The sequence below is a fragment of the Bowmanella yangjiangensis genome (assembly GCF_018531185.1).
Classification (GTDB): domain Bacteria; phylum Pseudomonadota; class Gammaproteobacteria; order Enterobacterales; family Alteromonadaceae; genus Bowmanella; species Bowmanella yangjiangensis.
In genome coordinates, this window is the sequence record NZ_JAHDJU010000004.1 from 101,903 (window position 1) to 117,893 (window position 15,991).

At 50.8% G+C, this 15,991-nt stretch carries 12 protein-coding genes; 6 read left to right on the plus strand and 6 right to left on the minus strand.

What is annotated here, in order from left to right; translation table 11 throughout:
- Positions 1–2: 2 nt before the first annotated feature.
- Together KJY73_RS20030 and KJY73_RS20035 are read right to left on the minus strand one after the other, a co-directional pair.
- Positions 3–1,103 (minus strand): MJ1255/VC2487 family glycosyltransferase, encoded by a 1,101-nt coding sequence (locus KJY73_RS20030; RefSeq protein ID WP_214345415.1) that lies wholly within the window; start codon positions 1,101–1,103, stop codon positions 3–5.
- A 100-nt stretch (positions 1,104–1,203) separates the two neighbouring features.
- On the minus strand, positions 1,204–1,716 hold the full coding sequence (locus KJY73_RS20035; protein WP_408611406.1) for a phosphatase PAP2 family protein: 513 nt from the start codon (positions 1,714–1,716) through the stop codon (positions 1,204–1,206).
- A 210-nt stretch (positions 1,717–1,926) separates the two neighbouring features.
- Here KJY73_RS20035 and rraA point away from each other — a divergent pair, with 210 nt between their 5' ends.
- Together rraA and KJY73_RS20045 are read left to right on the plus strand one after the other, a co-directional pair.
- Positions 1,927–2,412 carry a ribonuclease E activity regulator RraA gene (rraA, locus tag KJY73_RS20040; protein WP_206593017.1) on the plus strand — a complete coding sequence of 162 codons (486 nt, stop codon included), beginning with the start codon at positions 1,927–1,929 and terminating at the stop codon, positions 2,410–2,412.
- A 7-nt stretch (positions 2,413–2,419) separates the two neighbouring features.
- Positions 2,420–3,430 (plus strand): formimidoylglutamase, encoded by a 1,011-nt coding sequence (locus KJY73_RS20045; protein WP_214345417.1) that lies wholly within the window; start codon positions 2,420–2,422, stop codon positions 3,428–3,430.
- 16 nt (positions 3,431–3,446) lie between these two features.
- On the opposite strand, the gene KJY73_RS20050 is transcribed toward KJY73_RS20045, so the two are convergent.
- The 3 genes from KJY73_RS20050 to typA form a co-directional block, all read right to left on the minus strand.
- Positions 3,447–6,491, minus strand: coding sequence for an efflux RND transporter permease subunit (locus tag KJY73_RS20050; RefSeq protein WP_214345418.1), 3,045 nt, complete (start codon positions 6,489–6,491; stop codon positions 3,447–3,449).
- A 10-nt stretch (positions 6,492–6,501) separates the two neighbouring features.
- On the minus strand, positions 6,502–7,605 hold the full coding sequence (locus KJY73_RS20055) for an efflux RND transporter periplasmic adaptor subunit (RefSeq protein ID WP_214345419.1): 1,104 nt from the start codon (positions 7,603–7,605) through the stop codon (positions 6,502–6,504).
- A gap of 298 nt (positions 7,606–7,903) precedes the next feature.
- Positions 7,904–9,739, minus strand: a complete 1,836-nt coding sequence (gene typA, locus KJY73_RS20060) for a translational GTPase TypA (protein ID WP_206593021.1) — start codon at positions 9,737–9,739, stop codon at positions 7,904–7,906.
- Positions 9,740–10,185: 446 nt separating this feature from the next.
- Here typA and glnA point away from each other — a divergent pair, with 446 nt between their 5' ends.
- From glnA to glnG, 4 genes are all read left to right on the plus strand, one after another.
- The gene (gene glnA / locus KJY73_RS20065) at positions 10,186–11,595 is read left to right on the plus strand and encodes a glutamate--ammonia ligase (RefSeq protein ID WP_214345420.1); all 1,410 of its coding nucleotides are present in this window, start codon (positions 10,186–10,188) and stop codon (positions 11,593–11,595) included.
- Positions 11,596–11,705: 110 nt separating this feature from the next.
- Entirely contained in the window at positions 11,706–12,206 is a 501-nt protein-coding gene (locus KJY73_RS20070; RefSeq protein WP_214345421.1) for a DUF4124 domain-containing protein, read from the plus strand.
- Between the two features lie 118 nt (positions 12,207–12,324).
- Positions 12,325–13,389: a nitrogen regulation protein NR(II) gene (gene glnL / locus KJY73_RS20075; RefSeq protein WP_214345422.1), complete on the plus strand. Its 1,065-nt coding sequence runs from the start codon at positions 12,325–12,327 to the stop codon at positions 13,387–13,389.
- On the plus strand, positions 13,386–14,798 hold the full coding sequence (gene glnG, locus KJY73_RS20080; RefSeq protein WP_214345423.1) for a nitrogen regulation protein NR(I): 1,413 nt from the start codon (positions 13,386–13,388) through the stop codon (positions 14,796–14,798). The genes glnL and glnG overlap by 4 nt, the downstream gene beginning before the upstream one ends.
- Positions 14,799–14,842: 44 nt before the next feature.
- Here the strand turns inward: glnG and KJY73_RS20085 are convergent, their stop codons facing one another.
- The gene (locus KJY73_RS20085) at positions 14,843–15,979 is read right to left on the minus strand and encodes a cupin domain-containing protein (RefSeq protein WP_214345424.1); all 1,137 of its coding nucleotides are present in this window, start codon (positions 15,977–15,979) and stop codon (positions 14,843–14,845) included.
- Positions 15,980–15,991 lie beyond the last annotated feature (12 nt).

A 15,991-nucleotide genomic window follows, 5' to 3' on the forward strand; every position in this document is an offset into this window, starting at 1 on the left:
AGTCAGGTAAATTTTCTCGCCAGTTTAGCGGCAGGTTCAGTTTGATAACTATTTAAGCGCTGCTGCAACCGTTCTGGAAAACTGACCTGCTGCCAAAGCTGTGCGCAAATTGAGTGGGTGTCGTGCCATTTTCCTGCCAGCAACCAGTCGACTAATAATTGCGGATCGCTTGGAAAAGCAATTGGCTCGGCAGGGGGCAATTCCAACCAACTTTCCACCTCTTCGACATCCAGACTGGACATACTTTGGCATAAGCCCAATTGTTCCAGGGTCAGTATGTTTGATAGTTGTTCAAATTGACCGTGCAGTGGTTTGAGAAGCAACTTCTTGCCCAGTTTCAGACACTCGCTGGACAATTCAAAACCACCATTGGCAATGACACCGCTGGCTACGCGTAAGGCCTGATGAAAGCCTTGCTTGCTGGTGCGTCGCCATTTGATATGGCCCTGCTCACTGTCTTCGTTAAGATCAGGGTGGAAGCAGACAAAATTCACCTCGCTGAGAGGATCGAGAAATTGCGCGATGTCCTGCAAAGATTCAAACGGCAGATAAACCAATACATGCTCCGCCCCTGAGTCAGGTATATATTCGTCTTCAATAAAGGGCGGCATGATGGCATGGCCAAAATGGTGCCAATGCACTCCCAACTGCACATCAGAGGGGGCGAAGTATTTGAGTACCTGACGATTCATCCAATTATCACCCTGTGTGGGTATGGGATAACGAAAGGCATCCTGGTGACTGATGGAAATACAGGGTACTTTCTGACGTCGCGCTGCCCAGGCGCTGATAGGTTCAAAATCGTTGATGACCAGATCGTAACCGTTGAGATCCAAGGACATCACATCCCGAATAAAGCGAGCCGGGCGGAAAGCTTTGATGGTTTGCCATATATCAACCGCACCCTGCTGATGGACAAAGGTAAAACCATGGCGGGTTTGATATTGTCCAAACACCTGCATATCAAAATAGCGATCCTGCTCCCGCCCGGAAAACAAGTAATCAACCTGGACATCATCTCGTTGGTTAAAGGCTTTCGCCATCACTCGGGCTCGGGTGGTATGTCCGTTACCTGTGCCTTGCACACCATAAAGTATTTTCATGTTGGCTTCCTTTTTTCTGACGGCAGTAAGCCAAGGAACAAATTGTACTTGTGCATTAATCTCTCAGGCAGGTTAATTCGCAAAACAGCGTGAATCAATTCTAGGCTAGCAAAGACAAGCTAAACACGGAGATGGTCATGCCCAGGCAAATACCGGCGAGTATGTCACTGGGGTAATGAACTCCCAGCAATACCCGAGACAAGCCGATAGTGCTGGCCCAGGCATACACAGGCAATGCAAAGAGCGGGTAATAGTGAGCAATTAGAGACGCCATCAAAAAAGCCGCAGCTGTATGACCGGATGGCAGACTGAACTTATCTGATGGAGATATGTGTGCATTAAAATTGCGCAGCAAATCGCAAGGCCGGGTGCGTTTGAACAGCTTTTTCAATACCACGTAAATGGGTAATTCAAGCGCATAAGCAAGCAACGCCGTATATAAAAACAAATCACCATGAGTAGGTTCGAAGAACCACAGCACTAAACCTAGCAGCAGATATAAGTGTCCGTCTCCGGTGCGGGATATCCAGCGAATCGGCGCACAGTTTCTGCCGGCCGTTTTATTGAACAGCCAGTAGAATAGTTGGGTGTCAGCGCGGGCAAATAAGTTCATAACCATAAACCTTGCTCATTTGCCAGCCAATCCTAAGAACCATATGTGAATAAAAGGTGACATTTGCAAGAAGACTTGATGACATAAGCCAAAGCTGGCCATTTTAGCCTTTCCACCCCTTACTGTTCCATCCCGCCGCTTTCGGATGGACAGCCCCGAAACAGTCTTAGTATACTGGGCTGCAACCCACTCAATGCAGATGGAACCCTCATGGAATACAACACTTCTGAGCTATGTGACCTGTTCGCCGATAATGTCGACGTAGTAGAGCCCATGTTCGTTAATTACGGTGGTCGCCGTTCATATGGCGGAGCCATTACCACTATCAAGTGTTTCGAGGACAAAGGGCTGATTGAAAAAGTCCTGCAGCAGCCTGGCAAAGGTAAAGTGCTGCTGGTGGATGGCGGTGGCTCGCTGCGTCGTGCGCTAATTGATGCCAATACCGCTCAGCTGGCCCTGGAAAACGAATGGGAAGGCATCGTTTGTTACGGCAGTGTGCGTGATGTCGACACCCTGGAAGATCTGGATATCGGTGTGCATGCATTGGCATCTATGCCGGTTTCAGCGGATTACGAGCAAATCGGTGAAGTGGATATCGCAGTTAATTTTGGCGGTGTGACCTTTTTGCCAGAAGATCATCTGTATGCCGATAGCACCGGCATCATCCTCTCTCCTGAGCCACTGGACATAGAATAATTCGACCATGCCTGTTCGCTATCTGAGTGCTGAGAGTATCGCTCAACTGACTCATGCCAGACCGGGAGAAGCCAAGCTTGGTCAGGTGGTTCGTAGCATGGATGACTTGGCAGATTATGACCAGGCTAACGCCGCTGGTTGCCGATTTGCACTGATTGGTGTGCCCGAGCAAATCGGGCCAATGGCTAATTGCGGTAAAGGCGGTGCCCATCAAGGTTGGCAGGCATTTTTGTCCATTTTTTTGAACCTACAGGCCAATACCTATCTGCCCGGCGATGATATTTTGCTGGTGGGTGAATTGGATTGCTGCGATTTACCCGTAAGCGAAGATATCGCCACATTAAGAGCCCAGTGCGAAGAGGTGGATAAACGCCTGGTTGCAGCGCTCAAACCGATTTTTGCTGCGGGTCTTATTCCCATACTCATAGGGGGTGGGCACAACAATGCTTACGGTTTGATTCGCGCCTGTAGTGAAACGCGTGGTGAACCGCTGGCGGTGGCCAATCTTGATCCACACAGTGATTTTCGCCGCATGGAAGGTCGACACAGTGGCAATCCTTTTCGCTATGCCCATCACCAAGGCTATTTATCGCATTACACGGTATTAGGATTGCATGAGCAGAAGAACTCCCGTGACGCTCTGGATGCGCTGCAAGCTTTGGGATTCCCCTGGTTCAGTATCCAGCAGTTACGTTGGCGTCGGGAACTTAGTATTGAACAGGCTCTGTCGCAGGTAGGCGATTATCTGCAAACCTCAGGGCAACCTGTTGGACTGGAGCTGGATCTGGATGCGATTAGCGAGCTTCCCACCAGTGCGGTCACCTTTGCCGGTATGTCTTTGGATGATGCGTTATATTACGTGCATCGTCTGGCGTTACTACCGCGCTTGCAGTATCTGCACCTGGCGGAAGGCGCGCCGCAACGTCATCCTGCCGGTCTGGAGGCGGGAAGTCGTGTGGTAGGTCAGGCCTTGAGTGAATTGGTTTGTACCTTTATCAAAGCCCGCTACCGCGCCTGATTTTTCTCTTCAGCGGTTATGCTGGCCGCCGCACCTTAAAAAATGCCGCATAGAGCACCGGCACCACGCCTAGAGTAAGAATGGTGCCGATACCCAACCCAAAAGCAATTACACTGGCCATACCGTGAAACAGCGGGTCTTTGCCGATAATCAGCGGCAGCAAACCCATAATGGTGGTAATAGTGGTCATGGCGATGGGACGCAGGCGGGTCAAACTGGCATCCACTATGGCCTGATAGTCCGACTTGCCCTCGGCCTTCTCAATCTCAATCCGGTCAATCAGTACAATGGCATTGTTGATCACTATACCTGCCAGACTGTACAGACCCAATGTGACCATAAAGCCAAAGGGAGCGCTGGTGACAAACAAACCCAGCACAGCGCCAATAAAGGCCAGAGGAATGGTCAATACAATCACCAACGAACGACGGAACGAATTAAACTGCATCACCAGCAGAATCAGGATCAGCCCCAGCACCATGGGCATATTGGCTTTCAGGGCCTTTTGCGCATCGGCCGACTCGGTAATGACGCCGTCATACTCAATATGGTGGTTAATCGGCAAATCGCCCGCCAGTGCCTGTAATTTCGGGTCAACAATACGTTTTAGGTCTTCCGCGGCCATGTGAATATTGCGGGCTTCGATGCTCACCGTACGGAACATATCTTCCCGATGAATAATAGAATACTGATTGACCGGGGCGAAGTCGGCCACCTGAAATAGCGGTACGGCCAAGCCGGTTTTTTCCGAAAACACATTCAGGGTGCGCAGTCTGTCCAGATTGCTACGCTCGGCATCGGCGGCTCGCAGCATCACCGGGATAATATCGTCACCTTCGCGAAACTCTGTGACGACGGCGCCGGAAAAATAGCCCTGTAATGCCGTGGCGATATCGCTTGAGGTTAGACCGGCACGCCTCGCCCGGTGCTGGTCTACCTGCACTTCAATCTTAATAATACGGTTTTCCCAGTTGCTGCGTACGTCAATGGTATTGGGGATGTCGCTGAGCAAGGCCATGATTTGTTCGGCCTTGGCATAAATGATGTCTTCATCCGGCCCTTTTACCTGAATCTTGATAATGCTGGAGTCCGATGGGCCAAGGAACATCTTTTTAACCCGCGCCGACACATTCGGAAAGGCCATCTCCAGGGCTTTGTCCATTTCAAGTGTGAAGCTCGACAGATCTACGCCCTCATGTACATTGAGCACGATAAAGCCTTTGTTTTCCGCAGGATCTTCAGGGTTGAGGGACAACACAAACCGGGGCCCACTGAAACCTACATAACCAGAATAACTGTCTATAACGGATTGATATTGCTCTTGTTCCAGCCAGGTAAAGATCTCCCGCATCTGTCGGTCGGTTTCCCGTGAGGAGGTGCCCTTAGGTAAATCAATGTTCACCAGAATCTGGGTGCGGTCTGAATCAGGGAAAAATTGCTTTGGCACCAATTTCATACTGATAATCGCCAGAATTAGCAGGGCAAACATACTGGCCATAAACACCAGTTTGTGTGCCATTACCCAATGCAGAAAGTACTCATAACGGAGCATCCATTTACTCTTCTCTGCTACCGTCCGGTTTAGTGGCACTTTGACAAAAAAGTAGCACAGGGTCGGAGTCACGCAGAGGGCCAGTATCCAACTGCTGAGCAAGGTGATCAGAATGACCAGAGAGATAGAGCGGGTGTATTCGCCGGCGACATGATCGGCCAGCATCAGCGGCAGGAAGAAAAAAACCGTAGTGGCGGACGAGCTAAGCAGCGGCAGGGCCAATTCCTTACCGCCCTGGCACATGGCATCAAAGCGGGCCACGCCTTCTTCCAGGCGGCGTTTGAAGTCTTCGGCGATAACTATGCCGTTATCTACCAGCAAGCCTAGGGCAATAATCAGGGTGGCCAGACTCATTCTTTCCAGTTTAATCCCGGAAAATTGCATTACCGACAGTGTAATTAGCATCACAAAGGGCACAATAGTGCCAACGATAAGGCCTGTGCGGACACCCAAAAATAGAACCACTACTACCAGCACAATGGCTAGGGTTTGCAGTACGTTAATTGACACGCCATGCACGGTCTTTTCCACCTGCTCGGCCTGATAGGTGGCAATATCCAGTTCATAGCCAATCGGCAAACTGGCTTCCAGAGCATGAATACGCTCCAGCATGCGCGGCGCATAGTCGAGGATGTTGTAGCCAGGTAGCATGGAGATGGCAAAGAAAATGGCAGGGGTACCGTTAAAGTAAGCCAGCTTATCCGGTGGGTCGATGTAGCCACGCTGGAGTTCCACAATGTCGGTCAGGGCAATGTAGTCCTCGGTGCCTGGAATGCTCAGATGGGTATTGGCAATATCCTCCAACGAACTGAAGTTACCCGAAGGTTCGATCACAAAGCTGCTGCGACCGGTATCCACCTGGCCACCGGGGCTGATTATGTTTTGATTTTGCAGCTCGGCAATTAAGGCGCGCGGGGAGATGCCCAGCTGGGAGAGCTTGGCATTGGAGACCTGTAGGTAAACCCGTTCTTCCTGATGACCAAGAATCTCCACCTTCTTGGTGCCTTCTTCGCCGTACAAGGTGTCACGGATATGTTTGGCTGCATCGTACATTTCGCCCATGCCAAACCCATCGGCGGTCAGTGCCAGGGTAATAACCGACACGTCACCGAATTCATCATTGATGTGTGAAGGGTAGGTACCATCTGGCAGATGGCGCTGCGCTTGCTGAACCTTATTACGCAAATCCTGCCAGATATTGTCCAGATTGAAGTACCTGTCGTAAATCTTTACGTGAATAATTGACAGGCCAGTGGATGACGACGAGCTGAGTTTTTTCACCTCCGGAATTTTGCGGATTTCTTCCTCGAGTCGTTTGGTGATCAGCTGTTCAACCCGTTCCGGTGCCATACCCGGATACGCTGTGCTGACAATGGCCTCACGAATGGTGATGGTCGGGTCTTCCTGTGCCGGTAGGGTAAAATAGGCCATCAGGCCGTTTATCAGCAGCAGCACCAACACCATCATCACGGATTTGCGATAGGTAAAGGAAACAGACGTCAGGTTCATACCATAAGCCTCAGTTGAACTGACGAATTTGCTTGTCCAGCAGGCTGACCTGCTGACCATCCCGCAAGAAAGCTACCCCGGCGGTGGCAACGATTTCGCCTTCCTTAACCCCCTTGGAAATATACACCTCGTTATTGATGATATTTTCCGTTTGCACGATGCGCTTGAAGACTTTTTGTTGGGTAGGGTCATACACAAACAGATAAACTTGTTTTCCGGTGTCAGCAGCAATGGCCGACACCGGTACCCTCAGGCTGGGGCCGGTGAATCCGCTGCGGCCGCTGCCAAGAAAGGTAATATCTACCTCAGCAGTCATACCGGCACGTAGTCGGCTATCGTGTTCATTAAGCAGAATGACAGTGGGAAATGCGTTGGCGGCTTCGGCTCTGGTGCCTATTTCACTGACCTTGCCGGATAAGGTCAGGCCGGGTAATACCGGAAAACGTACCGGCAGCGACATACCATTGTGTAGCTCTTGAATTATGGTTTCCGGTACCATCAGTCTGACTTCCAAACCGTGTTCGCCTTCAATTTCAAACACGGTTTGTCCGGCACTGATCTGTTGAGAGGGTTCAATTAGACGCTTGGTAATTATGCCGTCGTAGGGGGCAAGCAACACACTGTCGTGGAGGTTTTTCCGGGCGATATCCAACTGGGCCTGGGCAACACCAACGGCACTGCGGGTGGACTCAAATGCCGCTTTAGCGTTGTCGAAACCTGACTTGGATACTACACCTTGCTCCACTAGTTCAGCATAACGTCTGTACTCATTTTCCGCTTCGGTCAGGTTTGCGTTGGCCTGCTCGAGGGTAGCCTGTGCCGATTGACGGCTGAGGTTAAAACTGCGTTGATTCAGTCTGGCCAGTTCCTGGCCTTGTTTAACGCTTTCGCCCAGATTGACCTGCACGGCTTCTATCTTGCCGCTTACTTCAAAACTCAGACTGGCTGCTTCTACGGGTGCCATAGTGCCGGACAATCTGCGCACTTGCTCTAGGGGAGAGGCGGATACCTCGGTCCAGGCAATTGGACGAATTAAGCTGTGCTCGCTTTTGTCATTATCTTTACAAGCAAACAGAGTTAACAGGGGCAACAGTAAAACAAAAAATCGCAGCATAGCGGCATCCTATAGTCCAATGCGTGCAAATGATAAAGAATCTTAATTAAATCTAAATGAATTTCGGGTCAGTAAGAAATTTAGTCTTATTTTGCTCACCTAGCCAAGGATGGAGAATGTAGAGCGAATCAGGAGATAAAGTCGAGGAGCACCATAGCGTCAGGAACGCTATGGAACAGCTTTAGCTTATAGTTTTCAGCCCGTTCATCCTTGAACATCGCCGACGAATATTCCCTATAACGTCGGCATACCATCCATCCCTGGATATAAAAAACCCGCACTAGGCGGGTTTTTCTGATTAGTCGGCGCTTCTGGAAGCACGCTTACGGTCATTTTCCGTCAGCAGTTTCTTACGCAGACGGATATGGTTGGGGGTTACTTCAACCAGCTCGTCGTCGTCGATAAATTCCAGTGCCCTTTCCAGCGTCATGCGTACTGGTGGCGTCAGGGTCAGCGCTTCATCGGTACCAGCGGCACGGATGTTGGTCAGCTGCTTACCTTTCAGACAGTTAACTGTCAGGTCGTTATCGCGGCTGTGAATACCGATGATCTGGCCTTCGTACACTTCCACACCATGACCGATAAACAAACGACCACGTTCCTGCAGGTTAAACAGGGCATAGGCCAGGGCCTTACCTTTACCGTTGGAGATCAGTACACCGTTGTTACGCTGACCGATACGACCACCGGCATGCGGGCCATATTCCAGGAAGGTGTGATACATCAGACCAGTACCTGAGGTCAGGGTCATAAAGTCGGTCTGGAAGCCGATCAAACCGCGGCTGGGTACCACGAAGTCGATACGTACACGGCCTTTACCATCGGGGTTCATGTCGCGCATTTCAGCTTTGCGCAAACCCAGTTGCTCCATAATGGAACCCTGGTTTTCTTCCTCGATATCTACAGTCAGCGTCTCGTAGGGCTCAAGTAGCTGCTCGCCTTCCTTACGCAGAATAACTTCGGGGCGAGATACGGCCAGCTCATAGCCTTCACGACGCATGTTCTCGATCAAAACGCCCAAGTGCAGTTCGCCACGACCAGATACACGGAACTTGTCCGGGTCAGCGGTTTCTTCCACACGCAGGGCAACGTTGTGCTTCAGCTCGGTTTGCAGTCTTTCCAGAATCTGGCGTGAGGTAACAAATTTACCGTCCTGACCGGCAAACGGTGAGGTGTTGACCTGGAAGGTCATGGTTACCGTTGGCTCATCTACCGTCAGAGGTGGCAGGGCTTCAACCGTATCGGCGGCACAGATAGTGTCAGAGATCTTAAGCTCACCTAAGCCACTGATAGCGACAATGTCACCGGCACTGGCGGTCTCAGTTTCATAACGGTCCAGACCCAGATAACCGAATACCTGGCCAACTTTGCCGTTACGCTTCTTACCATCAGCACCCACTACAGTGACTTGCTGGTTAACTTTAACCTGACCGCGCTTGATACGGCCAATACCGATAATGCCCAGGTAGCTGGAGTAATCCAACTGGGAAATCTGCATCTGCAAAGCGCCTTCTGGGTCGGCTTTGGGCGGAGATACTTTGTCAACGATGGCCTGATACAGTGCTTCCATGTCTGTAGCTTGCTCGTTCTCATCCAAGCTTGCCCAGCCTTGTAAGGCAGACGCATACACAACAGGGAAATCCAGCTGCTCGTCGGTCGCACCCAGGTTATCAAACAGGTCAAAAACCTGATCCATAACCCAGTCAGGGCGCGCACCAGGACGGTCAATCTTGTTGATAACCAGAATCGGGTTTAGTCCGTGGGCGAAAGCCTTTTGGGTTACAAAGCGCGTTTGCGGCATGGGGCCGTCAACGGCGTCAACCAGCAATAAAACTGAATCGGCCATAGACAGAACTCGCTCAACTTCACCACCAAAGTCGGCGTGTCCAGGGGTGTCCAGGATGTTGATACGGTAGTCTTTCCAATTAATGGCAGTGTTTTTCGCCAGAATAGTGATGCCACGCTCTTTTTCCAGGGCGTTGGAATCCATGACGCGTTCGTCAGTGCCCTTGCGGTTGTCCAGCGTACCGGATTGTTGCAAAAGTTTGTCAACCAGGGTGGTTTTCCCGTGGTCAACGTGGGCAATAATGGCAATGTTCCTCAATTTATCCAGTGAGGTTTGTTGTGAACTCATCTGATTCTCTCTTGGTGGCGTGGAGCGGATGTGGTCATCCTATACGGGCAGTGTCCTCTGAGTTTATTTCATCCAGACGACACTAGCTGGGTTTTTAAGCCGGTTTTGCCGGTTTTTTCACCCAATGCCTTTTTTCAGGCGGCGGATTGTACAGTTTTCTCAAGGATTTTGCGATGACACATTGAGATTTTTCGCTAGCCAACTGGATTTGAGCTACTTTTAGGTGCATCTTGCTGGAGTGCTCTGCGCACATTTGGTGCGTCAATGCACCAAGTTGGTGCTTTTGATGCGCTAAGTTGGCTCGATTTCATGGCAATATGCCTCAAAGGCTGCATAACTACTGAGGGCTGCAACTTGGCATGAAACTGGCTTTTGTTGCATCAACAAAGTTCGACTTATCCGCAGACTACTGAATCTGCGTTTTGAATATCAACCTGGAGGACATAATGTCAGTAGAAAAGGCACTGGACCTGATCAAAGAAAGTGAAGCCAAGTTTGTTGACCTGCGTTTTACCGATACCAAAGGAAAAGAGCAGCACGTTACTATTCCTGCTGCCCTGGTGGACGAGGAGTTCTTCGAAGAAGGTAAGATGTTCGACGGCTCATCTATTGCCGGTTGGAAAGGCATTAATGACTCCGACATGGTGTTGATGCCGGATGCTGCCAGCGCAGTATTAGATCCTTTCGCTGAAGAAACACAAATCAACATCCGCTGCGACATTTATGAGCCAGCTACCATGCAAGGCTATGATCGTGACCCACGCTCTATTGCCCGTCGTGCGGAAGAATACCTGAAATCTACTGGCATCGGTGACACCGTTCTGATGGGTCCTGAGCCAGAGTTCTTCATGTTTGACGATATCCGTTTCCACACTGACATGGCCGGTTCTTTCTATGAAATCGACTCTATGGAAGCCAAGTGGAACTCAGGTGTTGAGTTTGAAGGCGGTAACAAAGGTCACCGTCCTGGCGTGAAAGGCGGTTATTTCCCTGTTCCTCCTGTCGACTCTGCACATGATATCCGTGCAGCCATGTGTTTGGTCATGGAAGAAATGGGTCTGTCTATCGAAGCGCACCACCATGAAGTGGCAACCGCTGGTCAGAACGAAATCGCCTGTCGTTTCAATACCATGGTGTTGAAAGCTGACGAAGTGCAAATCTACAAGTACGTAGTACACAACGTTGCTGACGCTTACGGCAAAACCGCTACCTTTATGCCTAAGCCACTGGTAGGTGACAATGGTTCTGGTATGCACGTACACCAGTCAATTGCTAAAGATGGCAAGAACATCTTCGCCGGCGACAAGTACGCAGGTCTGTCTGAAGAAGCGCTGTTCTACATTGGCGGTATCATCAAGCACGCCCGCGCACTGAATGCGTTCACTAACCCAACTACCAACTCTTACAAGCGTTTGGTACCAGGATATGAAGCGCCTGTTATGCTGGCTTACTCTGCACGTAACCGCAGTGCGTCTATCCGTATCCCTCACGTACCAAGCGTGAAAGGTCGTCGTATCGAAGTGCGTTTCCCTGACCCGGCTGCGAACCCTTACCTGTCCTTTGCGGCTATGCTGATGGCCGGCTTGGACGGTATCAAGAACAAGATCCACCCTGGCGACGCCATGGACAAAGACTTGTACGATCTGCCGCCAGAAGAAGCGAAAGACATCCCAACCGTCGCTCACAGCCTGGAGATGGCCTTGGATGCGCTGGACGCTGACCGTGACTTCCTGAAAGAAGGCGGCGTAATGTCTGACGACATGATCGATGCTTATATCGCTATCAAGCGCCTGGAAGTGGAAAAGCTGGCCATGACCACGCACCCGGTAGAGTTCGATATGTACTACAGCGTGTAAGTCTTACTTACCATAACAAGCCCGCCTTTGTGCGGGCTTTTTTGTTGCCGCTGCTCGGGCTAAACTGGAGAAGTATGCTCTAGATGAATGGCAACTATTTTGGGGATCTAATGAGACTAAGCTGGCTATTCACCATATTTGCCCTGTCGGCACAAAGTGCCACTTTGTATAAAGTGGTGCAAGCTGACGGTACCGTTGTGTATACCGACCGACCTGTTGCGGGTGCGGTACCCGTTGCACTGCCAAATGCCAACACTTCACAGTCCCTTGCGCCGAAACAGGTCACCAAACCCACTGCCCCATCTAAACCGGATGTAAATTACAACATCAGTATCCTATCCCCCGCTCATGAGGAGACCATTCGTAACAATCAGGGTGAAGTTAAGGTCAGCGCCAGCATTGAGCCAAAGGCGGTCGGTCTGTTCCAGTTGGTCTTAAACGGCCAAGTTTTGGCAACTGGGGCCTCACCGCAATTTGTTGTGCAGGGGGTGCCGCGTGGTGAACATCAACTTGAAGTTCGTTTAGTGTCGAAATCGGGCAAGATCCTTGCATCATCTCCTACCAGAGTCTTTTACCTGCACCAGGCGTCTGTCTTGAACCGGTCAGGTTAAGGCATCCAAATCACGCTGCGGCCACTAACGCATTAAAATAATGCGTGTCTTTGATGTTTTGCACTATATTGGTGCATGAGCAGAAAATCGGCCGACGCAGATAAAAAATGAGGTATGGGTGACAACAGCATTTCCAGAAGGCTTGATCAGCCAATTATCGCTGGCACTGGTGTTGCTGGATAGCGAGCTTAAAGTCAGATATGCCAATCCGGCGGCTGAATCTTTTTTAGAGCAGAGCTTAAACCAGCTACAAGGGCAAGAGCTGCGTAAGTTGTTTTTGCAATCCAGTATCGAAACACAGCGTTTGGTCAATGCGCTGCGCGATCGGGACAGCTTCTCCGACAGTGAAGTTCAGGTAATCTTTGCTGATGGACGTCATTCACTGGCGGATGTCACGGTTTCCAGTATTGAGCAGCAGGGCCAACCCATGTTGTTACTGGAAATCAAAAAAATTGATCATCTTCGCCGCATCAGTCAGGAAAATCAGCAATGGGCACAGCAGCAAGCTGCCCGGGAGCTGGTGCGTGGTCTGGCCCATGAGATTAAAAACCCACTTGGTGGACTGCGCGGTGCCGCTCAACTGTTAGAGAAGCAGCTCGATGATCCTGAGCTGCGGGAATTTACCGGTCTGATTATTGAGCAAGCAGACCGTTTACGAAATTTGGTGGACAGGCTACTAGGCCCCAATAAGCCGCCCAATTTCCAATGGCATAACCTGCACAAAGTGCTGGAAAAAATCCGAACCCTGTTGAGCCTTGATGAAATTGCCGATGTGCAATTGGTCAGGGATTACGACCCCAGTATCCCTGAACTATGGATAGACGAAGAGAAGATCCAGCAAGCGGTGCTGAACATCGCCCGCAATGCGGTGCAGGTGCTGGAAGGCAAAGGGGTTATACGTTTTATCACCCGCATAGAACGGCAGGTGACCATCCACGGTAAACGCTATCCTCTGTGCGCACAAATTAAGATTATTGATAACGGCCCGGGCATTCCCGAACGGCTGAAAGACACCTTATTCTACCCTATGGTGACCGGCAAACAAGATGGTACAGGGTTGGGGTTATCTATTGCCCAGAACCTGATTGACCATCACCGCGGCAAGATTGAAGTGGAAAGCTGGCCAGGTCATACCGAATTTACCATTTATCTGCCTATTGATAAGAAGGAGCCAAACCTATGAGCGCTGCACCGGTTTGGATTGTAGATGACGACAGTTCGATTCGTTGGGTACTACAAAAGGCCCTGCAAACTGCAGATATTCAGTGTTACTGCTTCGACAACCCGCAAGACTTATTGCGCCAGCTTGAAGCCGGACAACAGCCAGAGGTGATAGTATCAGACATCCGCATGCCGCAAATGGACGGTATGCAGTTGCTTGAAGAAGTGCATCGCCAGTTCGCCAATCTGCCGGTCATTATCATGACCGCGCATTCGGATTTGGACAGCGCGGTTAATGCTTATCAGGGCGGCGCCTTTGAGTACCTGCCCAAACCTTTTGATATCGATGAGGCGGTGAATCTGGTTAAGCGTGCTTTGGCGCACTCCAGAGAACAGCTGCGGTTGCAGCAACGGCAGGCGCCGCGACTGGAAACCGAGATTATCGGTGAAGCCCCGGCCATGCAGGAAGTGTTCAGGGCCATAGGGCGATTATCCCGCTCCAGTATCAGTGTGCTGATTAACGGTGAGTCTGGAACGGGAAAAGAGCTGGTTGCCAAGGCTTTGCATCGTCACAGCCCTAGAGCCAAGGCACCATTTATCGCGCTGAATATGGCAGCTATTCCCACAGATTTGATTGAATCAGAACTCTTTGGTCATGAGAAGGGCGCTTTTACTGGTGCACAAAATGCCAGACAAGGGCGCTTTGAACAGGCAGACGGCGGTACACTGTTTTTAGACGAGATTGGCGATATGCCGCTGGATGTGCAAACCCGCTTGCTGAGGGTATTGGCTGACGGCCAGTTCTATCGGGTGGGTGGACATAATCCGGTGTCGGTAGATGTGCGTATTATCGCGGCGACTCACCAGAATCTGGAGCAACGTGTTGCTCAGGGTAAGTTTAGGGAAGACTTGTTCCACCGCCTGAACGTAATACGTATCCATATACCCAGGCTGGCGGAGCGAAGAGAGGATATTGCCCCCTTGGCCGAGCATTTTTTGCTTAAGGCTGCCAAAGAGCTGGAAGTGGAGGCTAAAACCCTCGGCAAGGATACCGCTAAGATCCTGGCCAATTTGCCCTGGCCGGGTAATGTGCGACAACTGGAAAACCTATGCCGTTGGCTAACGGTGATGGCCAGCGGCAAAGAAGTTATCCCCGCCGATTTGCCGCCGGAGCTGCATCAGCAGCCGCTAATCGCCGAAGCCAGTGTTTCTGCCAATGGTGACTGGCAAAGCTTGCTGGCATCCTGGGCCGACAAACAGTTGCAATCGGGGCAGCAGAACATTCTCAATGATGCCGCTGTCAGCTTTGAACGTATTTTGCTGGAAAGAGCCTTGCATTACACCCATGGCCACAAACAGGAAGCGGCACGTAAATTGGGATGGGGACGCAATACCTTAACCCGCAAACTTAAAGAGCTGGGCATCGACTAGTCAAAGTAACGCGGCCTGCTATTCAGGCCGCTTTAATAAGGGGGTTAATCCTCAATGGGTTCCCAAACGCCAGCATTGATCAGCGGCAAAATGGCCTGGCATAACTGCATTAAGGTCTCGCCTGTCATCGATGAGGGTTTTACCCAACTGGCATGAGCCAGCATGGGCTCAAGGTGGGGCAGTAGGTTCTTATTCAGTTGGATATTCAGCTCGCCAAGGTGTAACTGAACCTGCGGGCTGTCACTTTCTAACCATATTCCTTTGAAGTCCAATCGACGCTGCAAGGCGTTGCCGTTTTGCAGGTACTCAAATACCTCGTCCAGTGCGACTTCGGCATCCTCAATAGATTCTTCTTGCGGCCCGCGGCTTAGAAAGCTGCCAAGCCATTGGGTAAATGCTGGCCCTTGCAAACTGGCTTGCAGCAACTCTCGGATTCTTTCCACTTCGCTGCCAAGCACTTCGCCACTAAGAGTTCGCGACTTCAGGTCTGGGTCTTGGTAGCGCTGAGTAAGCCCTTCCTGCTGTAAGGCAAAGTCGGCCAGTGAGGATAGTAAGTCCTGCTGATTGGGGGCGCGAAAGCCAACGGAATAGTTCAGGCTTGGCTCTATCGCCTCGCCACAGTGTGGAAAACCGGGAGGAATATACAAAATGTCGCCGGGCTCCAATACCGCATCAATAATAGGTTCGAAGGGCTCTACTTGACCAAGCATGGGATGCGGACGGTGCTCTGTGTACTGACCTTTGTTACCCACCTGCCAGTGACGACGCCCCTTACCCTGGATAATAAACACATCATATTGATCCAGATGCGGACCAACCCCGGCACCGGGTACGGAGTAGCTCACCATCAGGTCGTCTATGCGCCAGCGCGGAATAAAATTAAAGGCATTTAGCAGTTCGGTGGCTTCGTCCAGGTATAGGTCAACACCCTGCACCAATAAGCTCCATTGCCCATGACAATGAGGTGCAAAGTCGTCAAACGGGCCTTGCGCAACCTGCCAGTTGTTGCCGTTTCTGGATACGATGCGGGCGTCTATGTCGGGTTCCTGAGCCAGCCCCGCCAAGTCGTGCTCATCGAGCAAATCAACAAAACCGGGGAAACCGCCACGAATCAGCAGCGGCTGTTTTTGCCAATGTTGTTGTAAGAACTGTTGTGGATTAAATGCGTTAAGTTGGTACATAAATCTCTGCAC

Bases quoted from the DNA above. Each gene is read 5' to 3' on its own strand.
- KJY73_RS20045 (WP_214345417.1), top strand. From the start codon at position 2,420: ATGCCTGTTCGCTATCTGAGTGCTGAGAGTATCGCTCAACTGACTCAT.
- rraA (WP_206593017.1), top strand. From the start codon at position 1,927: ATGGAATACAACACTTCTGAGCTATGTGACCTGTTCGCCGATAATGTC.
- KJY73_RS20055 (WP_214345419.1), bottom strand. From the start codon at position 7,605: ATGCTGCGATTTTTTGTTTTACTGTTGCCCCTGTTAACTCTGTTTGCT.
- KJY73_RS20085 (WP_214345424.1), bottom strand. From the start codon at position 15,979: ATGTACCAACTTAACGCATTTAATCCACAACAGTTCTTACAACAACAT.
- glnA (WP_214345420.1), top strand. From the start codon at position 10,186: ATGTCAGTAGAAAAGGCACTGGACCTGATCAAAGAAAGTGAAGCCAAG.
- typA (WP_206593021.1), bottom strand. From the start codon at position 9,739: ATGAGTTCACAACAAACCTCACTGGATAAATTGAGGAACATTGCCATT.
- KJY73_RS20070 (WP_214345421.1), top strand. From the start codon at position 11,706: ATGAGACTAAGCTGGCTATTCACCATATTTGCCCTGTCGGCACAAAGT.
- KJY73_RS20050 (WP_214345418.1), bottom strand. From the start codon at position 6,491: ATGAACCTGACGTCTGTTTCCTTTACCTATCGCAAATCCGTGATGATG.
- KJY73_RS20030 (WP_214345415.1), bottom strand. From the start codon at position 1,103: ATGAAAATACTTTATGGTGTGCAAGGCACAGGTAACGGACATACCACC.
- KJY73_RS20035 (WP_408611406.1), bottom strand. From the start codon at position 1,716: ATGAACTTATTTGCCCGCGCTGACACCCAACTATTCTACTGGCTGTTC.
- glnG (WP_214345423.1), top strand. From the start codon at position 13,386: ATGAGCGCTGCACCGGTTTGGATTGTAGATGACGACAGTTCGATTCGT.